This window comes from Burkholderia sp. Tr-862 (assembly GCF_011753085.1).
Classification (GTDB): Bacteria; Pseudomonadota; Gammaproteobacteria; order Burkholderiales; family Burkholderiaceae; genus Burkholderia; species Burkholderia ambifaria.
Genome location: NZ_VWWG01000077.1, coordinates 1 through 22,345, shown reverse-complemented (window position 1 = coordinate 22,345; position 22,345 = coordinate 1). Strand labels below are relative to the sequence as shown.

Here is a 22,345-nt window from a genome sequence, read left to right as displayed (position 1 = left end):
GCGCCGCGAGTACGTCGTCAGCCACGCGATCAGCCTTCCAGCCCCTCGACGATCGCGACCTGCGCGCGGCAATGCCCGTCCCGCTTCGCCTTCGCCGCCTGGTATTCGGGCGAGTGATAACACGCGAGCGCCGTTTGCATGTCGGCAAACCGGATCACAACGTGGCGCTCGAACGCCTCTCCTTCCAGCACCTGCGATGCGCCGCCGCGCGCCAGGAACACGGCGCCGAACTTCCTGAACGCTTGCGGCGCGATGTCCGTGTAGTCCTTGTACTTCGTGGGGTCCAGCACCTGCACGTGGGCAATCCAGTACGCCGTCATTTTCCACCTCCACTCTTTCGGGAATTTTCCCGGCACGGGTTAACACTCATGGCATGCCGTAACATGGTATACCACAATGAATCCCACAATCAACGCACGAAAGGAAGGTGCCATGAGCCTGATTCGGAAATCCGTCCTCCATGTCGAGACCCTCTACGTCGATGGCGACAAGGTCGCGGCAAAGCCGCTGAAGATGATCGGGGCGGTCGCCGTGATCAAGAACCCGTGGGCCGGTCGCGGGTACGTCGAGGACCTGTCGCCGGAGATCCGCGCGCTGGCGCCGCAGCTCAGCGAACACCTGACGAGGATGATCCTCGACGAAGCCGGTTCGGGCGATGCGGTCGAGGCGTTCGGCAAGAGCGCGATCGTCGGCCTCGACGGTGAAATCGAGCATGCGTCCGCGCTGATCCACACGCTGCACTTCGGCAACACCTATCGCACGGCCGTCGGCGCCAAGTCGTACCTCGCGTTCAACAACACGCGCGGCCCGGCCAATGCGCCGCTCCTGATCCCGATGATGGACAAGAACGACGAAGGCCGCCGCTCGCACTACCTGACGCTCCAGTTCTCGATTCCGGACGCACCGGCCGCCGACGAACTCGTCATCGCCATCGGCGCCGCCACTGCCGGCCGGCCGCATCACCGCATCGGCGACCGCTACAAAGATCTCGCAGAGCTCGGAAATGACGTCAAGAACCCTGCCGCTGTCAAATAAGCGCATCGCCCACTATCTCGACCAGGGTGCCGGCGAACCGCTGGTGCTGATTCACGGCGTCGGCATGCAGGCGAGCGCGTGGTATCCGCAGATCGACGACCTGTCGCGCGAGTTCCGCGTGATCGCGGTCGACATGCCGGGCCACGGCGCGAGCGACGCGCTCGACACCGACGCCGACCTGCAACAGTTCGTGCAGTGGGCGATCGAGTTCATCGAGGCGCTGCAGGTCGGCCCGGTCAACCTGGCCGGCCACTCGATGGGCTCGCTGATCGCCGCCGGCGTCGCGGTGACGCGGCCCGATCTGGTCAAGCGCGTGGCAGTCCTGAACGGTGTGTACCGCCGCACGCAGCAGGCGCGCGATGCCGTGCTGCAACGCGCCGCCGAACTGCGCTCGGGCACGATCGATGTCGATACGCCGCTGCGGCGCTGGTTCAACGCGGAGGAAGCGCAGCAGGCCGCCGCGCGCAAGGTCGAATCGTGGTTGCAGTCCGTCGACCTGGCGGGCTATGCCACCGCGTACACCGCGTTCGCGAAGGGCGACGAAGTGTATGCGGACGGCTGGCACCGGATCGCCTGCCCTGCCCTCGTGCTCACCGGATCGGACGACCCGAACTCGACGCCCGAGATGGCCCGGCAGATGGCGCAGGCCGCGCATGACGGCAAGGCCGTCGTGATCGAGAACGAGCGCCACATGGTGAACCTGACCGCGCCCGAGGAAGTCAATCGCGCCCTGCGTGCCTGGTTGCATACCGTGCCGCAGGCGGAAACCTTGAAATCGGAAGTGTGACATGAGCCAAGCAACCAGCCAGGAAGCCCCGACGATCAACACCCGGGAGCTGCGCGATGCGTTCGGCGCGTTCATGACCGGCGTGACGATCGTCACCACCGCGCGCGACGACGGGCAGCCGCTCGGCTTCACCGCGAACTCGTTCTCGTCCGTGTCGCTGGACCCCGCGCTGCTGCTCGTCAGCATCGCGAAGACGTCGAGCAATTTCCAGACGTTTTCCACCACGGGCCACTTCGCGATCAACATCCTCGCGGAAGGGCAAAAGGACCTGTCGAACACCTTCGCGCGGCCGAGCGACGATCGCTTCGCGAAGGTCGGCTGGCACCTGAGCGCGCATCGCAACCCGCTGATCGACGACGTCAGCGCGTGGTTCGACTGCACGACGCACGCGGTGATCGATGCGGGCGATCACGCGCTCATCGTCGGCAAGGTCGAGGCGTTCCATTCCGCGGGCTACGCGGGGCTCGGCTATTACCGCGGCGGCTACTTCACGCCGGCGAAGCTGTCGGCCGAAGTGATCGCCGGCCCGAAGGTGATCGTGAGCGCGATCATCACGCGCGACGACAAGGTGCTCATGGTGAAAACGGCCGACGGCAAGTGGGCGCTGCCAACGAAGGAAATCGGTAACGAAGGCGCCGACAAGGCGCTCGCCGAACTCTTCCGGCAATACCAGCCGGACGCATCGGCAAGCTTCATTTATTCGGTCTACAACAATACCGAGACGCACTACCAGTACATCTCGTTCCTCTGCAGCGCACCGGACGAAGTGGCGGTCGCCGGTGAATTCGTGAGCCTCGACGACATCGAGACCGGCGCGTTCCAGGACAGCGCCGTCGCGAGCATGCTCGAACGCTATCGCAGGGAGAGCCAGTTGAAGAGCTACGGCCTCTACTTCGGCGATCACAGCACCGGCACCGTCCGCCCGCTTCTTTCCTGAAAGGTCACATCATGCGTTTTTCGCTTTTCGTTCATATGGAGCGCGTCTCCGACCAGACCAGCCAAAAGCAGCTGTACGACGAGATGGTCGAGCTGTGCCAGATCGCCGATCGCGGCGGCATGCACGCCGTCTGGACCGGCGAGCACCACGGCATGGATTTTACGATCGCGCCGAACCCGTTCATCAACCTCGCCGACCTCGCCAACAAGACGAAGCGCGTACGGCTGGGCACGGGCACGGTCGTCGCGCCGTTCTGGCACCCGATCAAGCTCGCCGGCGAAGCCGCGATGACCGACATCATCTCGGGCGGCCGCCTGGAACTCGGCATCGCACGAGGCGCATACTCATTCGAATACGAGCGCCTGATGCCGGGGCTCGATGCATGGGGCGCGGGTCAGCGCATGCGCGAGCTCATTCCGGCGGTGAAGAAACTGTGGGAAGGCGATTACGCGCACGACGGCGAGTTCTGGCAATTCCCGACGACGACGTCGTCGCCGCTGCCGCTGCAGCAACCGCATCCGCCGATCTGGGTGGCCGCACGCGATCCGAACAGCCACGAGTTCGCGGTGGCGAACGGCTGTAACGTGCAGGTCACGCCGCTGCACCTGGGCGACGAGGAAGTCGAGAAGCTGGTCGGCCACTTCAACGCCGCGTGCGAGAAATTCAGCGACCTGCCGCGCCCGAAGATCATGCTGCTGCGTCACACCTACGTGGCGAGCAGCGAGGACGACGCGCAAGTGGCCGCCGACGAAGTCAACGTGTTCTACAACTACTTCGGCGCGTGGTTCAAGAACGAGCGGCCGATCAGCCGCGGCATGATCAAGCCGCTGAGCAACGAGGAAATCGCCGCGCATCCGTTCTATACGCCCGAAGCGATGCGCAAGAACAACGTGATCGGCACGCCCGCCGAGGTCATCGAGCGTCTGAAGGCATACGAAGCGCTCGGCTTCGACGAGTACTCGTTCTGGATCGACACCGGCATGAGCTTCGAGCGCAAGAAGGCGTCGCTCGAACGGATGATCCGCGACGTGATGCCTGCGTTCCAATAAGGGGACGACGCCATGAACGTGCATTTTCAGCTGTATATCGACGGGCAGTTCGAGCCCGGTGCCGCGACCTTCGGCAGCATCAATCCCGCAACCGGTGCCGTCTGGGCGCAGATGCCGGAGGCCCGGACCGATGAGGTCAACCGGGCGGTGACGGCGGCCGGCCGCGCGTTGACCGATCCGGCGTGGGCGGGACTGTCCGCATCGGCGCGCGGCAAGCTGCTGTACCGGCTCGCCGATCTCGTCGAACAGGCTGCGCCGCGACTCGCTGAAATCGAAACGACCGACACCGGCAAGATCATCCGGGAAACGTCGAGCCAGATTGCGTATGTCGCCGAGTATTACCGGTATTACGCCGGCATCGCCGACAAGCTCGAAGGCAGCAGCATTCCCGTCGACAAGCCCGACATGCAGGTCTGGCTCGAGCGGCAGCCCGTCGGCGTGGTCGCCGCGATCGTGCCCTGGAACAGCCAGCTTTTCCTGTCCGCGGTCAAGGTCGGGCCCGCCCTCGCGGCCGGCTGCACGGTGGTGCTCAAGGCGTCCGAGGAAGCGCCCGGGCCGTTGCTGGAATTCGCGCGGCTCGTGCACGAGGCGGGCTTCCCGCCGGGCGTCGTCAACGTCATCACCGGCTTCGGCCCGGAATGCGGCGCGGTGCTGAGCAGCCATCCCGGCGTGGACAAGGTCGCGTTCACCGGCGGCCCGGAAACTGCGCGCCACATCGTGCGGAACACGGCCAACAATCTCGCGAAGGTGTCGCTGGAACTCGGCGGCAAGTCGCCGTTCATCGTGTTCGCCGATACCGACATCCAGAGCGCGGTGAATGCGCAGGTCGCCGCGATCTTCGCGGCGAGCGGCCAGAGCTGCGTGGCCGGCTCGCGCCTGCTGATCGAGGCGTCGGTCAAGGAGCAGTTCCTTTCGTTGCTGGTCGAGCGCGTGTCGCGTATTCGCGTGGGCTCGCCCAACGAGCGGGAAACGGAGTACGGGCCGCTGTGTACCGAGCGGCAGCTTCGCAACATCGAGGCGGTCGTCGCGAGTTCTGTCCAACAGGGCGCGAAGGTACTCGCCGGCGGGAAGCAGCTGGAGCGCGACGGGTATTACTACGCACCGACCATCCTGGACTGCACCGGCGTCGAACATGCCGACAGCATCACGACCGAACTGTTCGGCCCCGTGCTGTCGGTCGATACGTTCGAGTCCGAACAGGAAGCGATCGAGAAAGCCAACAGCACGGCGTACGGCCTCGCCGCCGGCATCTTCACGACCAACCTCACGCGTGCTCACCGCGTATCGAAGCGCGTGCGCTCGGGCATCGTGTGGATCAACACCTATCGGGCGGTGTCGCCGCTCGTGCCGTTCGGCGGCTTCGGCCTGTCCGGGCACGGCCGCGAAGGCGGCCTGAGCGCCGCGCTCGAATACACGACGACGAAGTCCGTGTGGCTTCGCACGTCCGACGATCCGATCAGCGATCCGTTCGTGATGCGTTGAGCGGAAACGCATTCGCCTGCAGCACTCGAAGCCGTACAAGACCCTGCTGTGCCATGCCGCGTCGAGCCGCGCGCGTGGCGCGGCGGGCCCGGCTATAAAGATGGAGACAGAATGAAGCAAACGGAAAACGACAACGGCGTTCTCGCGATCGAGAGCAACTCGATCGAGTATGTTCCCCCGGAGGCGCGGCACGGCAAGCCGGCCGACCTGTTCACCCTGTGGTTCTGCACGAACGTCGCGCCGCTGGCCGTGATTTCCGGCGCCACGTCGGTGCTGGTGTTCCACCTCGATCTGGTGAGCGCGATTCTCGCGATCGCGGCCGGCCAGTTCTTCGGCGCGATCTTTCATGCGCTCACCTCCGCGCAAGGGCCGCTGGTCGGCGTGCCGCAGATGATCCAGAGCCGCGCGCAGTTCGGTCGATACGGATCGCTGCTGGTCGTGGGATTCACCACGCTGATCTACCTCGGCTTCTTCGTGTCGAACATCATTCTCGCGGGCAAGACGCTCCATACGGCCGTGCCCGCGGTGCCGGTACACGTCGCGACGGTCATCGGCGCGGTGCTCGCGACGCTGGTCGGCGTGATCGGCTGTCACTTCATTCATCGCTTCAACAAGATCGGCGCGTGGTTCATGGGCGGTGCGCTCGTGATCGGCATCGCGCTGATGGCGCCGGGCCTCGACGCGCGAATCTTCGCGCAGGGTCATTTCGATCTCGCGAACTGGTTTGCGATGTTCGGGCTGTGCGCGGTGTGGCAGATCAGCTTCGCACCCTACACGTCCGACTATTCGCGCTATCTGCCGACTTCCGCCGGATTCGGGAAGACCTTCGCGTACACGTACTTCGGCACGTCGCTGGGCACGATCTTCGCGTTCCTGTTCGGTGTGCTCGCCGTCAGCACCGGACATTCGACCGACGCGATGCAAGCGGTCCGCGAACAGACCGGCGCGTTCGGCTACGTGCTGATCTTCCTGTTCCTGGTCAACATCATCGGTCACAACGGGATGAATCTGTATGGTGCGGTGCTGTCGTTCATCACCGCCGCGCAGACGTTCCGCCCGCACTGGGTGCCCGGCCGCAACGTGCGCGTCGCCGTGTCGGCGGTGCTGCTGGTGGCGTCGACCGCGACCGCACTGTGGGCATCGAGCAACTTCATCGTGATCTTTCTTAACGCGATCTTCGCGCTGCGCATCGTGCTGGCGCCATGGATCGCGATCAACCTGATCGACTTCTATCTCGTGAACAACCGGCATTACCGCGTCGCGGAAATTGTCAGCAGCAACGGCGGCGTGTACGGCTCGTTCAACGTCAAGGCCATCGCGATCTACGTGTTCGGCATTGCGGTCCAGGTGCCGTTCATGGACGAGAGCTTCTTCCGCGGCCCGTGGGCGTCGATTCTCGGTGGCGCGGACGTGTCGTGGATGGTGGGCCTCGTCGCCACCGCGCTGGCTTGCTACCTGTTCGCGTCGAAGGACGTGTCGCGTTCGCGCGGCCGGTGTCCGGGGGGCGTCGGGGCTTTGGATTAACGAAGGAGATCAACCATGAATGAAGACGACGCGCTGTTCCAGAAAGGTTTGCCGATCCGCCGGGAAGTGCTCGGCCCCGAATACGTCGATGCGTCGATGGAAAAGGCCGACGCGTTCATGATGTCATTCCAGCGCGCGACCACCGCGTGGGCGTGGGGCTGGGCATGGGGCGACGACACACTCGACCGCAAGACACGCAGCCTGCTCAACCTCGCGATGCTGACGGCCGGCGGCCATACCAACGAACTCAAGCTGCACGTGAAAGGCGCGCTCAACAACGGCGTGAGCGTCGATGAAATCAAGGCGACGCTGCTGCACGCGACCGCCTATTCGGGCATCCCGCACGGGCTCAGCGCGTTCAAGGCCGCGCACGAAGTGCTGGTGGCCGAAGGTGCGTTGAAATGATAACCAATCGCTCGAAAGAAGTCGGATAGACAGTGGGCGATCACGCGCGGCGCAGTGCATCGCCACCTGAGTCGGCGTGAGCCCGCACGCGGAGTACAAGCGCAACCGACTTTCTTCTGCGTAAGAAGTCGATTGCCGCTGGAAGCGACCGGTTCGCGTCGCAATTGATTGGATGGCCGTCTGGAAACCCGACATCCGTGCACCGGGTTCCCCTTGATTTCGGTGCGGTTTACCGGGCTAGACTAATCTAGGTGTGACAAGGCCTAGCGGTCGGCCCCTTAAATGATAATCAATGAACCATCCATTTTCGCGCGGGAGTGCGGGCGATGGACGAACGGGCGGCAATCGAGCCGATTCTCGAGGCGCACGATGCGCAGCTCGCGCCGACGCCCACGCATCGCTATCTCGAAGCATGGGAGCTGTTGCAACGCCTCGGCCCCGCTCGCTCTCCTATTCGCGTTGCCGACCAGTTAGAAAGCCCTCTCCACTTAGCGTGTAGCGACATTGGTTTCAAATTTGAGATTATTTGAAATCGGCGTCGCTTGCAAAACGTTTGCCCAGGAATTTATGACACCTCGCTCGAGCACTGAGGCTTATACGGCCTTTCACTAGCCCGTGGGGAATCTGATCGAATGAGCGGTTTGAAATCAAACCACTGCCTTTCAATCTGTATTAATTGCTGTTGATCCGGGTTAACGATCCCTTGAAAATCCGAAATTCTGCATATTAACTGACATGTGTTACACAATGTAACATGGCGAGCCGTCCTCTTGTGGAATATGTGTCCATTCGATATCGCATACAGAACGGGGGCGGATCGACGGTCGTTGCTGCAGCAGATGGGGTTAAGCAAGAAAATCTTAATTCGGGATCTCCATCGCGGGAATTATGAAAAAGATAATAATGGAAGAAAAATTCAAACTGCCGCATTGATCGATAAAACAATTCAATAAAATTGAGGGAAGGATGAATTATTTCTCCGATTTAGCAAAAAAATATAACGCGGAAGTATTTCTTGCTATGCGCTTGTTGATCGTTTCCATTCCGGCTCGATCGAGGGCGAAATTTGATATTGGATTTGGTCGAGTGGGCCACCAGAGGTCTATTATATTTCGCCATTATGAATTGGGTGCCGGGGTATATGTTTACGGTTATGGCGCGAAAGAGATTTCAGTGCATCTTAGAAATGACGATCGGCTCCCCGACTTAATTCGGCATCTATTGTCTGAATATGCATTCGCTGTGGAATGGGATGGCAAAGACCTGATCGCGAGAATTAACATGTGGTATTGTGTGCCGTCCGAGGATGGCACGAATGGCGAGAGATTTCTTATTGAATTTCAAAATATTGCTTCGTCCATCCAGTCGGCTGCCTCGCTAGTTGCGCAAAATCCACAAAACACTCGACTCAGAATCGGACCAGCCTGGCTTAGGAGTGCCTCGAACATAGCTGCTTTTTTCAGCCCGGGGGTGGGTTTTATTATATTTTCAATATACGTAATTCACAGAATGTGGCCAATGGTTGTAAAATAAAAATAAATTAGTCGCCATAAAACCAGATGACGAAAGGTAAATTTTAAATTTCCCGGGCGATCCATTGCCATGGCAATTTACGGAGACGAACGATGCCAGCCAATCCTCCTTACATCGGCCAACCCACTACAGTCATCGTAGACGGCCTCGCTTCAATTTCCCTCAACTGGTAGCCAAATCAAAGCATCACCGATCTGTTCGGCAGCGCCAGCACGGATGGCTTCGAGGCACTCGAAGCGTTGGATGAAAATCACGACGGCGTTATAAACGCCTCAGATTCAGGATTCGCGAATCTTGAGGTCTGGACCGACACAAACGGTAACGGTGTCGTCGATCCGGGCGAGCTGCAATCGCTAGCCAACCTAGGAATTACCTCGATTGGTCTTTCGACACAGACTATTAACCAGTCCGACGGTGGCAATGAAGTCAAAGAGATCGCCACGTACTCCAAGTCAGATGGCACCACTGGTGAAATCGCCGAAGCCTATTTTGATAACAGCCATAATTCGTACTTCATAGGAAGTTATCAGCTAAACCCTGCGGTCCTGACACTAACCGCCGTAAGTCATCTCAGCGCCATGGACGCCAGCAGAAAGGCAAGAGACGCGTTCTGATGCGCGACCGAACGTACCCGCGACGTATGGCGGAATTTCATGTTCGGTCGTCTCTCGGACCGGCGCCGATTGGTGTGACTTCCACCCGCGGTCCCGCCGAGCTGTCCGTCACGAATGATAGGCTGCCTCACCGTGCGAAGTGACGTCGAGCCCATCACGTTCGCCCTCGTCGTCGACACGCAGGCCAATCGTCATGTCGACGACCTTGAATGCGACGACCGACACGACCGCCGACCAAACGAGCGACGTTCCGACGCCCCAGCACTGCGCAATCAGTTGCTCTCCGATGTGATAGTCGGCGACCTTGTTCAAGACGTAGTCGTAGACGCCTGTGCCACCCAGCGACGGCGACGCGAATACCCCGGTGAGCAGCGCGCCCGCGATGCCACCGATGCAGTGGACACCGAATACGTCGAGCGAATCGTCGACGCCGAGGATGCGCTTGAGCCCATTCACGCCCCAATAGCAGACGATGCCCGCGATCAGCCCCATCGCGATCGCACCCATCGGTCCGACGAATCCGCATGCCGGGGTGATCACGACCAGCCCCGCTATCGCGCCGGACACCGCACCGAGCATGGACGGCTTCTTCTTCAACGACCATTCGACGCAGGTCCACGACACCGTCGCCGCGCATGTCGCCAAGAGCGTCGTGACGAATGCGAGCGTGGCCGCGCCGCTTGCCTCCAGTGCGGAGCCAACATTGAAGCCGAACCATCCGACCCACAGCAGCGAACCGCCGATCATCGTCATCGTCAGATTGTGCGGCGCCATCGTCTCGCGGCCGAACCCCGACCGCTTGCCGATCATGATCGCACCGACCAGCGCTGCGATGCCCGCATTGATGTGCACCACGGTGCCGCCGGCGAAATCGATCGCGCCCTTCTGGAACAGGAAACCTGCCGTCGCGGTGGCCTTATCGGCCGCCGCGGCGCTTGTGTAACCGTCGGGGCCCGCCCAGTACCAGACCATGTGCGCGATCGGCAGGTACGAGAAGGTGAACCACAACACCATGAACACCAGCACCGCAGAGAATTTCGCGCGCTCGGCGATGCCACCGACAATCAGCGCTGGCGTGATTGCAGCAAACGTGAGCTGAAACGACACATAGATGAACTCAGGGATCACTACGCCCTTGCTGAACGTCGCCGCGGTCGAATCCGGCGTGATGCCAACGAGAAACGCCTTCGAGAGTCCTCCGAAGAATGCATTGCCCTCCGTGAACGCGATGCTGTAACCGTATACCGCCCACAGTACTCCGAGCAAGCAGAACACCACGAGTGTCTGCATCAGGATCGACAGCATGTTCTTCGCTCGCACCATGCCACCGTAGAAAAGGCCAAGACCTGGCGCCGCCATCATCACGACGAGCAGCGTCGCGACGATCATCCACGCAGTGTCGCCCTTGTTCGGCACCGGCACTGCGGCTGCCACTTTGTCATCCGCGAACACGGGCAGCGCAAGCAGCCCAAGCCAAGCCCATAGAATCCAGCCAATCGTCTTTTTCATGTGTCGTTTCCTCGAACAAAGACGTGCACCGCACCGCGACGCACGCGCGAACTGATGACGAACCAGCAATATTGGAATGAATGCGACACGACGCGGGTTCACCGCGTGAGTCACATCGCCTGAACCGGTCGATGACGGAACGCCACGCCGACACGGCGCCCCGTCACGCGCACAGTCACGCCAGAATCACTCGCGCTCGCCCGGAATCCACGACGTGCCGGCGAGCGGCACCCGAGCCATTCCGGCCGCCTCGACTGTCAGCGCGACGAGATCTTCACGCTCGAGGTGGTGTACGTTCTGCTTGCCGCATGCGCGCGCGATGGTCGTCAGTTCCATGTTCAGCGTCTTCAGGTAGTTCCGCACGCGACGCGCGCCCTCTTCCGGTTCGAGACGCTTTTCCAGGACTGCGTCCTGCGTCGTCACGCCGACCGGGCACTTGCCGGTATGGCAGTGGTGACAGAAACCCGGCGACGTATGGAGTGCCGCGTAATCGGCCACGGCCGAATGCAGCATGCCGTCCTGGAAGTAGGATTCGCTGTTGCAACCGAGCGCCATCAGGACCCCCTGGCCGATCGCGACGGCATCCGCCCCAAGTGCGAGTGCCTTCGCGACATCCGCCCCCGTGCGGATACCACCCGATACGATCAGTTGAACCTGCCCCTTCATGTTCAGGTCCTCGAGCGCATCGACGGCTTGACGAACCGCCGCCAGCGTCGGGATGCCGACGTTCTCGATGAAACAGGTTTGGGTCGCTGCCGTGCCGCCCTGCATGCCATCGACCACGACGACGTCTGCACCCGCATGCACCGCGAGCTTCACGTCGTTGAATGTGCGTGTTGCCCCGACTTTCACGTAGATCGGCTTTTCCCAGTCGGTGATCTCGCGCAGTTCCTGGATCTTGATCGCGAGATCGTCCGGGCCGGTCCAGTCCGGATGGCGGCTTGCCGAGCGCTGGTCGACGCCAGCCGGCAGCGTGCGCATCGAGGCCACACGTGGATTGACCTTCTGCCCGAGCAGCATGCCGCCACCGCCCGGTTTGGCGCCTTGCCCGATCACGACCTCGATCGCATCGGCACGACGCACGTCGTCTGGATTGAAACCGTAGCGCGACGGCAGGCACTGGTAGACGAGCGTCTTCGACGAACTGCGTTCTTCCTGCGTCATCCCGCCGTCGCCGGTCGTCGTCGACGTACCGACCTCCGTGGCTGCACGGCCGAGCGCTTCCTTGACGTTCGCCGAGAGCGCGCCGAAACTCATCCCCGCCACGGTGATCGGGATGTCGAGCACAATGGGCTTCTTTGCGAAGCGCGTGCCAAGCACGGTCTGCGACGTGCACTTCTCGCGATAACCTTCGAGCGGATAGCGCGACAGCGACGCGCCGAGGAACAGCAGATCGTCGAAATGCGGCACGCGACGCTTTGCGCCGAGACCACGGATCTCGTATAACCCGCGTTGTGCGGCCGCGTGGATGTAATCGATCGTCTTGCGGTCGTAGCCGTACGACTCTTCCTGCTGCAAGCGGGCGAAATGAATGGGTTTGACTTCCATGGCGTTTTCTCGATCGAGCGTGGATTCAATATTCCTGGTTCGCGTCGGCGTTCCAGTGGTAGAGCGTGCGGGCCGAAGCGATGCGCTTGAACGCGCGCGGATCGTGGTCGAGCCCGGCCGCGTCGAGCAGCGCCGCGACGGCGCTGACGTCGGCGTCGGCCATCGGCTCGAACTGCGCGTCCGCACCGAGCGACTTCACGTCGCCCTTCACGTAGAGCACGGCTTCATACAACGAATCGCCGAGCGCATCGCCTGCATCGCCACAAATCACCATCCGGCCGGCCTGGGCCATGAATGCGGAGAAGCTGCCGACCGAACCGCCGACGACGATGTCGCCGCCCTTCAGCGAGATACCGCAACGCAACCCGGCATCGCCGTCGATCACAAGCAGCCCGCCGTGCGCGGATGCGCCCGCGCCGTTCGACGCGAAGCCCTTCACGTGCACTTTGCCGCTCATCATGTTTTCCGCGACGCCTGTACCGGCACTGCCCTCGATGACGATCGTCGCGCGCTTGTTCATGCCGCCGGCGTAATAGCCGGCGTGGCCGTCAATCGTCACGGTCACGTCGGCATCGACGCCGACCGCGATGTTGTGCGCACCGTTCGGCGACGCAACAACGACCGCCCGGCCGTCGAGCACGTCCGCGCTGCCATGCAGGTACTGATTGACGTCCCGGACGGTTGCGCTGTCCAGGTCGAATGTCATGCGTTCCATACGTACATCTCCTCGGGTGCGGGTTCGAATACCTTGGCGTTCTTGATGTCGGGCAGATGCGCGAGCGAGCGGAACTCCGACGCGATCGCGACGTAGTCGTCGTTCTCGGCGACGACGGCCGGCTTGCACGCGAACGGGTCGCGAATCAGCGCCAGCTCGGTCGGCGTACCCATCAGGAACGTGTAGAAGCCGTCGAGCTCCTCGAAGCCCTTCTGCAGCGCAACGGGAAGCGTGTCGCCCTCGCGCAGCCGCCATTCGAGGAAGCGGCACGCCGCCTCGGTATCGTTGTCGGTATCGAAGTGAATGCCCTTCGGCTCGAGTTTCCGGCGCACGCCGTAGGGGTTCGACAGCGAGCCGTTGTGGACCAGGCAGAAATCCTCGCCGGCCGTAAACGGATGTGCGCGATCCGGCGTCACGGCCGACTCCGTCGCCATCCGCGTATGGCCGACCAGGTGCGAACCCTTGAGGCCGCCGAACGCGTAACGCGCGGCGATGTCCGCGGGCAATCCGATGTCCTTGTACAGGTCGATCGAGCGCCCGGCCGACAGCACGTATACGTGCGGGTAATGCTCGCTCAGCCAGTGCCGGACCGTATCGGCCTGCGCGTGGACGGTCACGACCGCGTGGTTCCCCTTTGCATCGACGCACGCTGCCGCGTCAACGGACGCCTTCAGCCGGTCAAGCAGCACATCCCATGGGAAATGCTCACCTTCATCCGTAAAGCCCGAGTACAAGCTCAGCTTGCGCTGGTTTGACTCGACCACGTCGCCGAACACCGCGAGACCGGCCGAGTCCGGGCCCCGTTCGGTCATGCCGATCAGCATCGGTACCATCAGCTCGCCGAGCCGGGCGCGCAATGCCGGCGTCTTGACAAGCAATCCTACGATTCCACACATGTTGTCTGCTCCTCAAAAAAATTCGACGTACTGCTTGATTTCCCAGTCCGATACGTGGCGCATGTATTCCAGCCACTCCATCCGTTTGAGCTTGAGGAATTCGTTGACCACCGGTCCGAGCGCATCGCAGATCGTCCGATCGGCTTCGAGCGCGTCGAGCGCTTCGCCGAGGTTCTGCGGCAGCACGCCGATGCCGTGTTCGCGGAGCTTCTGCGCGGGCCACTCATACAGGTTCTCGTTCGCTGGCGCGCCCGGCGACAGGTCACGGTCGATACCGTCGAGCCCGGCGGCGATCACGGCTGCCGTCGCGAGATACGGATTGCATGCACCGTCCGGCAGACGCAACTCGATCCGGCCGCCTGGCATGCGCACCATCGTCGATCGATTGTTGTCGCCATAGCTGATGTAGGCCGGCGCCCAGGTCGCGCCGGTCAGAGAGCGCCCGACGACGAGACGCTTGTACGAGTTCACCGTCGGATTGCAGAGCGCCGTCAGCGCAGGCGCGTGCGCGAGCAGGCCCGCCGTGAACTGGTAACCGAGTGCGGACAGACCCATGCCGAGCGCATCGCTGTCGTCGGCAAACAGGTTGCGCTTGCCGTCGCCGATCGACATGTGCATGTGCATGCCGTTGCCAGGGCGGTTTGCGAACGGCTTCGGCATGAACGAACAGATCATGCCGAGTTCGTTCGCGATTTCCGACGCGGCCATCTTGAAGAACACGTAGTGATCGCACGACGTCAGGCAATCGGTGTACGTGTAGTTGATCTCGAACTGGCCATTCGCATCCTCGTGATCGATCTGGTAAACGTCGATGCCGACCGCGCGCAGGGATTCGGTGAGCTTTTCCAGGAACACGCGGGTGCGGGACAGCCCCTTGTAGTCGTAGCAGGGCTTGGCCAGCGTATCGCTCGAGTCGCAGGGCTCGAGCGCACCCGACACCGAACGCTTCAACAGCGAAAATTCTGGCTCGAGGCCGGTAAAAAGCGTCCATCCGCGCTCGGTCAGGCGGGCCGCCTGCTTCTTCAGCGTCACGCGCGAATCGAACACCCACGGTGCGCCGTCCACATGACCGTCGCAAGCGATCCGCGCGAGTCCGGACTGCCACGGCACCGGCGTCAGCGTCGCAAGATCGCCGACCGCCATGTAATCCGGCCCATTCGGCTCGATACCGACACCCCAGATCGCGAAGCCCGCAAAGCCCGCCCCCGCGGTCAGCACGCTGTTCAGATGCGCGACCGGCACCGACTTCGCCTTGGCCACGCCGTGAATGTCGACGAATTGCGCGAGCACATACTTGACGCCGTGTTGCCCGAGGTATGTCTGCGCTTCGGCTACCGAATCGAAGCGGGGTACGCTTCCGAGCGCGTTGACCGGCAATTGGCTCGTATCGTTCAGGTTCATCGTCTCTCCTTGCAACTGCTTCGTTCACTGATTTGAGGAATCCGCCCGACTGACGAGCGACCCAACTGCGCGACATGAGCAAGCACCGCGTCCGATACGCTGCAACCACGCCGTCAACATGCGGAGAAATTTATTGTTGTGAAACAATAATTCTCCATATGAAACTCACGGTGCGCATGCCGGCGTTGCCTGCCTTGCCGGCGCACACGCCGCAATCTGCTAACCTTGCCCCTTTTGCCGAGGTCGACGATGCATACCGCTGACGACAGCAAGACACCGCTCGAACGCTATCTCGGGTCGACCATTCGCGAGCTTCGCCAGCGCCATGGCCTGACCATCGCCCAGGTCGCCGAACAGGCCGGCATCAGCCGCGGCATGCTGTCGAAGATCGAAAACGCACAAACCTCGACCGGCCTCGACGTACTCCACCGGATTGCCCAGGCGCTCGGCGTCTCCATGGCCGTCCTGTTCCGTAACTTCGACGTCCCGCAAGGCGGCGCCCAGCTCGTGAAGAAGGGCGCCGGCATGGAAGTGGTCCGAAAAGGGACGAAAAGCGGCCACACCTACCATCTGCTCGCCTACGACCAGGGTCCTCGCAAAACTTTCGAGCCGTTCCTGATCACGATGGAGGACCAGGCGGAGCGCTTTCCCGTGTTCGAGCATCCCGGCACCGAATTCATCCACATGCTCAAGGGCGTGATCGAATACCGGCACGGTCAACAGACCTACATCCTGCATCCCGGCGACACCCTGACGTTCCGCGGCGACGTACCGCACGGCCCCGAACGCCTGATCAAGACCCCGATCCAGTTCCTGTCGATCTTCGTCTACGGACAACCTGCCGACGAATAAGCATCCCGTCACGAGAGATAACGCAAGCCTCGTGCCAGGTTTATCTACAGGAATCAAAGATTCCCATGGATAAACACTCCGGGCGACATGGCACCTGTATGTCATCCGGTGCGCGCCGGCCTCTTGCGTGTTCCGGGTGCGGTTCCACGCCAATTTCGGTGCAGCGTCGCACTGATAAGGGAACCGCGGTTACGAAGATGTATCAGTGATCCTTATGCTGCGACTGTCGGCAGCGCCGCCAACGCATCCAGTGCCGCGCCGATCATCCGGCGTACCGTGGGCTGCACGAGCGACGCGCGCGCGGGATCGTATGCAAACGGGAAAGCCTCGTTCATGTACGTCGACTGGCACATCTCCAGCTGGATCGCGTGCACGCCGTGCGACGGCCTGCCGAACGAGCGAGTAATGAAGCCGCCCTTGAAGCGGCCATTGGCAACCGACGTGAACGGGCTTGCAGCGGCCTCGCGTTCGACCGCAGCTTGTACGGACGGCGCGACAGTCCGTCCTTCCTGCGTGCCGATGTTCAGGTCGGGAAGCTTGCCGTCGAACAGCCGCGGCAGCGTGCTTGCGATCGAGTGCGCTTCCCAGAGGAGCACATTCCCGTGGTGCTCGCGCAGTCTCGCCAACTCGGCAGCCAGTGCCGTGTGGTACGGCTGCCAGTACGCGTCGACCCGGCGGCCCTTCTCTGCCGCGTCCGGTTCACATCCTTCTCGATAGACCGGCTCGCCTCGAAACGTTTCGGTCGGACACAGGCCCGTCGTCGTCTGGCCGGGGTACAGGCTCTCGTCGTCCGGCGGACGGTTGAGGTCGACCACGTAACGCGAGACCGTCGCGCCGAGCATCGTCGCGCCGAGCGTCGTCGCGAACGCATACAGGCGATCGAGGTGCCAGTCCGTGTCGGCCAGCGTCAGCGCGCGGTCGGTGTACACATCGCGCAACGGCGTAGGTATCGCTGTTCCAAGGTGGGGAATCGAAATCAGCAGCGGCGCATCGCCGCGTTGCAGCGTATAGAGGTCATTCATCAAGGGCTCCGTACGAATCAAAGCAATGCATCCTCGGGCAGCTGCGGCACGGCGCGCGCGAGCGCGGGCCGGATCGAATGGTCGAGCACGGACCGCGTCAGCGCGACGATCTCCGTGACGAAGTCTTCCCACTCGCCCTGCCGATGCAGGAGAAAGAAATCGCGCCGGCCCAGCCGGCCGGACGGCAACGGCAGGACGGCAATGTCGCCGAGATAATGTCGCGCCTGCCACAGGCACAGCGGTGTCGAGATCGCGAAACCGAGCCGCGCGGCAACCAGGCTCAGCAGCGGATCCGTCGCATCGAATTCGAAGCGCCTCGGGCTGTCGATACCGAGGTGACGTGCGAACCGCTCCACCTGTTGACCGATCACGGACCGCGCCGTGTAACGGATCAGCGGCAGTTCGGCGGCCAGCGTCCGCCAGTCGGCCATCGGGCGACCGGCCACATGCGCGCGCGCGACGACCGCGACAAACGCTTCCGAGAACAACGGCACCTCGACGATGCGCGCATCGCTGACCGTGGTTTGCGTGCACACGGCGACGTCGATTTCCCGGTCATGCAATTGCTTGCTCAAGCCCGGCGTGATCCCGGACCACATCGAAATCTGCCGCGACGCGCCGGACATCGCGCGGATCAGTTCCGGTCCGACCGTCGCCGCGAACGAATCGACGCAGCCGAGCCTCACCGGCAGGCGGCCCGCGTCGGACGCATCGCCGACGCGCGTGCTGACCATTTGCGCATGCTCGAGCAGCGGGCCGGCCAGTTCGAGCAGTGCCCGGCCGGCGATATTGGGGCGCGGCGGGCGGCTCTCGCGATCGAACAGGACCGTCCCCTGCTCTCGCTCCAGTGCCGAAATAGCCTGGCTGATCGCGCTCTGGCTCACGCCGATGCGTCTGGACGCACCGGTCATCGAACCGGTCTCGCACACGGCGACGAATGCCTGCAGGGCACGCAGGTCGATTGGCGATGGGGTGCGTCGCATAAAGGCTCCAGATGCCGAGGAGGACGGCCATTCCGCCAATACACGACGAATGGTGCGCCGGTTCGGTTCACCCGGGTGCTGAATGAGCACTTCCGGGCACGTTGCATAAGTTTGCCTAATACAAAATTCGGCAGCATCACGGCTCCCTAGAATCGGCTCGTCGTCTACCCAGAGGGAAACCATGAGCCATTTCGACTTCATCGTGATCGGTGCCGGCGTGATCGGCACGTCGGTCGCGCATCATCTTGCGTCGCTCGGCGCCCGTAACGTCCTCGTCATTGAACGCAGCATGATCGGCGCAGGCACCACGTCGCAATCGTCCGGCCTGCTGCGCACGCATTACTCGGTCCGCCAGAACGTCGAGCTGGCGCGCTCGTCGTGGTGGGCATTCAACAACTTCGCCGAATACGTCGGCGACGACGAGGCATCCTGCGGGCTCGTCAAGTGCGGCTACATGATCTGCGCGCCGGATGGGGAGAAACTCGAGCCACTGCGCGCGTCGCTCGACGCGCAGCGGGCGATGGACATCGACGTACAACTGCTCGATCGGGACGAGGCACGCGCACGCCTGCCGATCGCGCAGTTCGACGACGCGGCGCTGATCGGCTTCGAACCGGAAGCCGGCTTCGCCGATGCTTACCTCGTCGCGACGAGTTTCGCGAAATCGGCACGCCGACGTGGCGTAAAAATTCTCGAGGGCACGACCGTCACGGGCGTCATCCGCGACGGCCGCCGCATCGTCGGCGTCGACACGAGCGCGGGCCGCTTCACGTGCGGCACACTGATCAGCACGCAGAACATCTGGACGCCGGAACTGTCCGGCTGGATCGACGTACCGCTGCCTGTCACGCCTGAGCGGCACACCGTGCTGGCCCTCGAATGCGACGCACGTTATTCGTTCCAGATGCCGGCGTTCAAGGACCTCGGCTCGCCCGGCATGCTCTATTACCGCAGCTACGGCGGCAGCCAGATGCTGGTCTCCGAGGGCATCGTCGGCGAAACGCTGAACGCGCCCGAAACCGAACAGGGCGACATCTCTCTCGATTACGTCGCCGAAGTCGGCGCGCAGGTCGCCGAACGTTTTCCCGCCTACGAGACGGCCGGGCTCGCATCGTCGTGGACCGGCGTCTACGACGTGACCCCCGACTGGAACCCCGTGCTCGGCAGCGTCGGCGACATCGAAGGGCTCGTGGTCGGCTTCGGCTTCTCGGGGCACGGCTTCAAGCTGTCGCCCGGCATCGGCAAGCTGCTCGCGCAGCATGCGCTCGGACACCCGACCGACGTGTCGCTCGCCCCTTACGCGCTCGAACGCTTCGCGACCGGCGCATTGCTCACCGGCAAGTACGGCCTCGGCGCCGTGTCCTGATCCACATTATTCCGACGAGACATTCCCATGCCCCTGAAGATACTGGTGCCCGTCAAGCGCGTCGTCGATCCGAATGTGCGCGTGCGGGTCGGCTCCGCCGGTTCGATCGAGACGACCGGCCTCAAGATGTCCATCAACCCGTTCGACGAATGCGCGCTCGAAATGGCGCTGCGCCTGCGCGAAGCCGGTCACGCCGCGCAGGTGAGCGTCGTCACGTGCGGCCTGCCCGCCTGCCAGGACGTGCTGCGCACCGGTCTGGCCATGGGCGCCGACGACGCGATCCTGATCGACACCGGCGACGCCGCCGCGTCGCTCGACTCGCTGGGCGTCGCACGGCTGCTGCACGCCTACATCGGCACGTCGCCGTACGACCTCGTGCTCTGCGGCAAGCAGGCGATCGATGACGACACCGGCGGCGTCGCGCCGATGCTGGCCGGCCTGCTCGGCTGGCCGCAGGGACTCGATGCAACCGCGCTCGCGCCTGAAGGTGACGGCTGGCGCGTCACTTGCGGCGACGACAGCGGCACCGCGACCTGGCTGCTGTCCGGACGCGCCGTCGTGAGCGCCGACCTGCGCCTCGCCGAACCGCGCCGCGTGACGCTGCCCAGCATCGTCAAGGCGAAACAGAAACCGCTTGCCGTCGTTCATGCCGCTCAATTCGCGGTCGATCTGGCGCCGTCGTCACGTGCATTGCAACTCGACGAGCCGACCGTGCAGCGCGCAGGTCACCGCGTTGCCGATATCGACGCGATGATCGCCGCGCTCGCCGCACACAACGTCTTTGCCCATACAGGAGTCTCCACATGAGAACGCTCGTTGTTGCCGAAGCCGCGGCCGACCATGCGCTGCCGGACGCGGTCCGGCGCGTCGTGACCGCAGCAACGGCACGCCGGCATCCGGTCGACGTGCTGGTGCTCGATCCCGCGGCCGCCGCGGAAGCCGCGCTGATCGAAGGCGTCGACCAGGTGCTCCGGCCCGATCTGCCGGACGCTGCCGGCCCCGTCACGCCGGAAAGTCTCGCCGCGTTGCTGGCCGGACTGGCACCGCGCTACACGCTGATCGCGGCCGCCCATCGCACGCTCGGCCGGAATGCGTTGCCGCGCGCCGCGGCACTCGCCGGCGCGGCTTTCATCGCGGACGTGACCGGCATCGCGGACGACGAGCGCTTCGTTCGCGGCCTGTACGCGGGAAGCATCGTCGCGACCGTCGAAAGCACGCGCGCGACCACCTTTGCGACCGTGCGCGCATCGTCGTTCGCGGCGGCAGCCGCGCGAGCCGAACCGGCACCGATCGATGCCGTGGATGCGCCGCCCGCATTCGCCGCGACGACGCTCGTCGCACGCAACGGCGCCCAGGCGGCCGGCATCGATCTCGCGAATGCGACGATCGTCGTGTCGGGTGGACGCGGGCTCGCGTCCGGCGAGAACATGGCGCGGCTCGGCACGCTCGCCTCGCGCTTCGGCGCAGCCCTCGGCGCATCGCGCGCCGCGGTCGACGCCGGCTATGCACCCAACGCGATTCAGGTCGGGCAAACCGGCAAGACCGTCGCGCCCGACGCCTATCTTGCATTCGGAATCTCGGGTGCCATTCAGCACCTGGCCGGCATGAAGGATTCGAAGTGGATCGTCGCCGTCAACAAGGATCCCGATGCACCCATCTTCTCGTTTGCGGATGTGGGCTTCGTGGGGGATCTGTTCGACGTGATGGCCGCGATCGAACGTCACGTCGATGCCGGGACGAGCGCATGACGGGCGCCGATTCCGGGGAAGACATCGTCCCGCGCGTGCCTGCGCCACGTTCCCCCAATGGGGGTGCGCCATCTGCGGCGCACTACTCGTCCGTCCGGTTCATCGATTGCACGCAGGTCGCGCCCGAAGCTTGGGCAAACGGCGCCGGCATCACGCGAACGATTGCAAGCCGCATCAACCAGGAAGGCAACATCGACTGGCGGATCAGTCTCGCGACACTCGACGGGGCCGCCCGCTTCTCGCGCTTTCCGGGCGTCGACCGGATCATCGTCCCGGTCGACAACTCGAGTGTCGAACTCCACGCGCAGGACGGGCATCTTGTCGCCCACCCACTCGTGCCTGCACACTTCCCCGGCGATTTGCAGGTATGGGCCACCGACATTGTTCGACCCACGCACGTGCTCAACGTGATGACACGCCGCGTCGCCTGCCGAGCTACCGTGACCGTGGCGACGCATTCGCGTCGCGTCACGACGGCGTCCACGCATCTGCTGATTTGCGCGTCCGGCCAATGGCGCTTCAGCAGCACCGCGCTCAACACCCAGACGCTGCTGCCGATGCAGGGACTGTGGCTTGACGGCCGCAGCGAGGAACTCGATCTGAGCTCCGTCGCACTTGACGCCCGCCTGATCTCGATTGCACTCGAGCCGGTTGAATACTGATACCTAACCCTCTATCCGTTCATGTCTCACGTTTCCCTTATCGAACACTACGGCCCGCGCGAATCGATGGAATACGACGTCGTGATCGTCGGCGGCGGCCCCGCCGGGCTGTCGGCGGCGATCCGGCTCAAGCAGTTGGCCGCCGAGAAGGGCACCGAGATCGGCGTGTGCGTGCTCGAGAAGGGTTCCGAGATCGGCGCGCACATCCTGTCGGGCGCGGTGATGGACCCGCGCGCGATCAACGAACTGTTCCCCGACTGGAAGGAACGCGGCGCGC

24 protein-coding genes are annotated in these 22,345 nt (G+C 63.2%); 16 read left to right on the top strand and 8 right to left on the bottom strand.

The window, feature by feature from the left end; all coding sequences use genetic code 11:
* Positions 1-29: 29 nt before the first annotated feature.
* Positions 30-320: a DUF1330 domain-containing protein gene (locus F3J14_RS20495; protein ID WP_166724576.1), complete on the bottom strand. Its 291-nt coding sequence runs from the start codon at positions 318-320 to the stop codon at positions 30-32.
* Between the two features lie 112 nt (positions 321-432).
* Here F3J14_RS20495 and F3J14_RS20490 point away from each other — a divergent pair, with 112 nt between their 5' ends.
* From F3J14_RS20490 to F3J14_RS20445, 10 genes are all read left to right on the top strand, one after another.
* Positions 433-1,035, top strand: coding sequence for an amino acid synthesis family protein (locus tag F3J14_RS20490; RefSeq protein WP_166724575.1), 603 nt, complete (start codon positions 433-435; stop codon positions 1,033-1,035).
* On the top strand, positions 1,004-1,822 hold the full coding sequence (locus tag F3J14_RS20485) for an alpha/beta hydrolase (RefSeq protein ID WP_166724574.1): 819 nt from the start codon (positions 1,004-1,006) through the stop codon (positions 1,820-1,822). The genes F3J14_RS20490 and F3J14_RS20485 overlap by 32 nt, the downstream gene beginning before the upstream one ends.
* A gap of 1 nt (position 1,823) precedes the next feature.
* Positions 1,824-2,759 (top strand): flavin reductase, encoded by a 936-nt coding sequence (locus F3J14_RS20480; RefSeq protein WP_166724573.1) that lies wholly within the window; start codon positions 1,824-1,826, stop codon positions 2,757-2,759.
* An 11-nt stretch (positions 2,760-2,770) separates the two neighbouring features.
* Positions 2,771-3,808: an LLM class flavin-dependent oxidoreductase gene (locus F3J14_RS20475; RefSeq protein ID WP_166724572.1), complete on the top strand. Its 1,038-nt coding sequence runs from the start codon at positions 2,771-2,773 to the stop codon at positions 3,806-3,808.
* Between the two features lie 12 nt (positions 3,809-3,820).
* On the top strand, positions 3,821-5,290 hold the full coding sequence (locus F3J14_RS20470; RefSeq protein ID WP_166724571.1) for an aldehyde dehydrogenase: 1,470 nt from the start codon (positions 3,821-3,823) through the stop codon (positions 5,288-5,290).
* A gap of 111 nt (positions 5,291-5,401) precedes the next feature.
* The gene (locus F3J14_RS20465) at positions 5,402-6,814 is read left to right on the top strand and encodes a cytosine permease (RefSeq protein ID WP_166724570.1); all 1,413 of its coding nucleotides are present in this window, start codon (positions 5,402-5,404) and stop codon (positions 6,812-6,814) included.
* Positions 6,815-6,829: 15 nt separating this feature from the next.
* Positions 6,830-7,219: a carboxymuconolactone decarboxylase family protein gene (locus F3J14_RS20460; protein ID WP_166724569.1), complete on the top strand. Its 390-nt coding sequence runs from the start codon at positions 6,830-6,832 to the stop codon at positions 7,217-7,219.
* 326 nt (positions 7,220-7,545) lie between these two features.
* On the top strand, positions 7,546-7,749 hold the full coding sequence (locus tag F3J14_RS20455; RefSeq protein WP_166724557.1) for a hypothetical protein: 204 nt from the start codon (positions 7,546-7,548) through the stop codon (positions 7,747-7,749).
* Positions 7,750-8,185: 436 nt separating this feature from the next.
* Complete coding sequence (locus F3J14_RS20450; RefSeq protein WP_166724568.1) at positions 8,186-8,752, top strand: hypothetical protein; 567 nt, start codon at positions 8,186-8,188, stop codon at positions 8,750-8,752.
* Positions 8,753-8,991: 239 nt separating this feature from the next.
* Positions 8,992-9,366, top strand: a complete 375-nt coding sequence (locus F3J14_RS20445; RefSeq protein ID WP_166724567.1) for a hypothetical protein — start codon at positions 8,992-8,994, stop codon at positions 9,364-9,366.
* A 108-nt stretch (positions 9,367-9,474) separates the two neighbouring features.
* Here F3J14_RS20445 and F3J14_RS20440 read toward each other — a convergent pair whose 3' ends face one another.
* The 5 genes from F3J14_RS20440 to glnT all read right to left on the bottom strand — a co-directional run bounded on the left by F3J14_RS20440 (position 9,475) and on the right by glnT (position 15,435).
* Positions 9,475-10,875, bottom strand: a complete 1,401-nt coding sequence (locus F3J14_RS20440; RefSeq protein WP_166724566.1) for an ammonium transporter — start codon at positions 10,873-10,875, stop codon at positions 9,475-9,477.
* 186 nt (positions 10,876-11,061) lie between these two features.
* Positions 11,062-12,423, bottom strand: a complete 1,362-nt coding sequence (locus F3J14_RS20435; protein WP_166724565.1) for an FMN-binding glutamate synthase family protein — start codon at positions 12,421-12,423, stop codon at positions 11,062-11,064.
* 25 nt (positions 12,424-12,448) lie between these two features.
* Positions 12,449-13,138 carry a protein glxC gene (locus F3J14_RS20430; RefSeq protein ID WP_166724564.1) on the bottom strand — a complete coding sequence of 230 codons (690 nt, stop codon included), beginning with the start codon at positions 13,136-13,138 and terminating at the stop codon, positions 12,449-12,451.
* Positions 13,126-14,034, bottom strand: a complete 909-nt coding sequence (locus tag F3J14_RS20425) for a glutamine amidotransferase family protein (protein ID WP_166724563.1) — start codon at positions 14,032-14,034, stop codon at positions 13,126-13,128. The genes F3J14_RS20430 and F3J14_RS20425 overlap by 13 nt, the downstream gene beginning before the upstream one ends.
* 12 nt (positions 14,035-14,046) lie before the next feature.
* Complete coding sequence (gene glnT, locus F3J14_RS20420) at positions 14,047-15,435, bottom strand: type III glutamate--ammonia ligase (protein ID WP_211080376.1); 1,389 nt, start codon at positions 15,433-15,435, stop codon at positions 14,047-14,049.
* 249 nt (positions 15,436-15,684) lie between these two features.
* Between glnT and F3J14_RS20415 the strand changes: the two genes are divergently transcribed.
* A complete protein-coding gene (locus F3J14_RS20415) occupies positions 15,685-16,287 on the top strand; it encodes an XRE family transcriptional regulator (protein WP_124502114.1) in 603 nt (200 codons plus the stop codon).
* Between the two features lie 212 nt (positions 16,288-16,499).
* Here F3J14_RS20415 and hutG read toward each other — a convergent pair whose 3' ends face one another.
* Positions 16,500-17,309 carry an N-formylglutamate deformylase gene (gene hutG / locus F3J14_RS20410; protein ID WP_166724562.1) on the bottom strand — a complete coding sequence of 270 codons (810 nt, stop codon included), beginning with the start codon at positions 17,307-17,309 and terminating at the stop codon, positions 16,500-16,502.
* Between the two features lie 17 nt (positions 17,310-17,326).
* A complete protein-coding gene (locus F3J14_RS20405; protein ID WP_166724586.1) occupies positions 17,327-18,292 on the bottom strand; it encodes a LysR family transcriptional regulator in 966 nt (321 codons plus the stop codon).
* 181 nt (positions 18,293-18,473) lie between these two features.
* Between F3J14_RS20405 and F3J14_RS20400 the strand changes: the two genes are divergently transcribed.
* The 5 genes from F3J14_RS20400 to F3J14_RS20380 form a co-directional block, all read left to right on the top strand.
* Positions 18,474-19,658: an FAD-binding oxidoreductase gene (locus F3J14_RS20400; RefSeq protein WP_166724561.1), complete on the top strand. Its 1,185-nt coding sequence runs from the start codon at positions 18,474-18,476 to the stop codon at positions 19,656-19,658.
* Positions 19,659-19,685: 27 nt separating this feature from the next.
* Positions 19,686-20,465 carry an electron transfer flavoprotein subunit beta/FixA family protein gene (locus F3J14_RS20395; protein ID WP_211080375.1) on the top strand — a complete coding sequence of 260 codons (780 nt, stop codon included), beginning with the start codon at positions 19,686-19,688 and terminating at the stop codon, positions 20,463-20,465.
* Entirely contained in the window at positions 20,462-21,406 is a 945-nt protein-coding gene (locus tag F3J14_RS20390; protein WP_166724560.1) for an FAD-binding protein, read from the top strand. Before F3J14_RS20395 ends, F3J14_RS20390 begins: the two co-directional genes overlap by 4 nt.
* Positions 21,403-22,068, top strand: coding sequence for a HutD family protein (locus F3J14_RS20385; RefSeq protein WP_166724559.1), 666 nt, complete (start codon positions 21,403-21,405; stop codon positions 22,066-22,068). The genes F3J14_RS20390 and F3J14_RS20385 overlap by 4 nt, the downstream gene beginning before the upstream one ends.
* Before the next feature lie 21 nt (positions 22,069-22,089).
* A partial coding sequence (locus F3J14_RS20380) for an FAD-dependent oxidoreductase (RefSeq protein WP_166724558.1) occupies positions 22,090-22,345 on the top strand: 256 nt, incomplete at its 3' end.